Genomic DNA, 906 nt, shown 5'->3' with positions numbered 1-906 from the left:
CGGTCCTCGGCGTTGTAGATCTCGGCCAGTGCCTTCTTCGCACCCGGCTGCGCCGACTTCGGTAGCGCGGCGAGCACATTGCCGATCTTGTGGAACCAGCAGCGCTGCGCTCGGGTGTCGGGGAAGACCTCGTGTAGTGCGCCCCAGAACCCCAGCGCCCCGTCGCCGATGGCCAGCACCGGGGCGCGCATCCCGCGGCGCTTGCAGTCCCGCAGCAGGTCGGCCCACGATTCGGTGGACTCCCGGTAGCCGTCGGCCAGCGCGATAAGCTCCTTGCGGCCATCGGCTCGGACACCGATCATGACCAGCAGGCAGAGTTTATGCTCTTCCAGGCGAATGTTCACATGGATACCGTCCGCCCACAGATACACAAAGTCCACTTCGGACAGATCACGTTCGGTGAACCCACGGTGCTCAGCCTTCCACTGCTCGGTCAATTTCGTGATCACAGGAGCGGACAACCCCTTGCTACTCCCCAGAAATTGCCCGAGTGCGGGCACAAAATCCCCGGATGACAGCCCGTGCAGATACAGCAGCGGCAGCACCTCGGTGATCTTCGGGGTCTTGCGCGCCCACGGCGGCAGGATCGCCGAGGAAAACCGCCGACGCGCACCGGTGTCCGGGTCGGTGCGCTTGTCGTTGACCCGCGGCGCCTGTACCACGACCGCGCCGGCAGAGGTCAGGACCTCGCGGGACTGGTGGTAGCCGTTGCGGACCACCAGGCGATGGCCACGCTCGTCGCGAGCGTCGGCGAACTGCGCGATGTAGGCGTCAACCTCGGCCTGTAACGCCTCCGCCAGCATCCGGCGGGCACCCTCTCGGACGATCTCATCGATCAACGACGCTGAACCCGTGACAGGGCCATCGTCACGGGAATCAGGGTCAGGGACTACGCTGAGCATCGGG

The 906-nt window shown here is 65.6% G+C and carries 1 protein-coding gene; it reads right to left on the bottom strand.

Annotation, left to right across the window (positions count from 1 at the left end; all coding sequences use genetic code 11):
* Positions 1–902 (bottom strand): IS256 family transposase (locus tag E1288_RS46495; RefSeq protein WP_132495749.1); only part of this gene is annotated, 902 nt, incomplete at its 3' end.
* Between the last annotated feature and the right edge of the window lie 4 nt (positions 903–906).

Source organism: Saccharopolyspora elongata, from assembly GCF_004348985.1.
GTDB classification, from domain to species: Bacteria; Actinomycetota; Actinomycetes; order Mycobacteriales; family Pseudonocardiaceae; genus Saccharopolyspora; species Saccharopolyspora elongata.
This window is presented reverse-complemented; position numbering and strand designations above follow the sequence as displayed.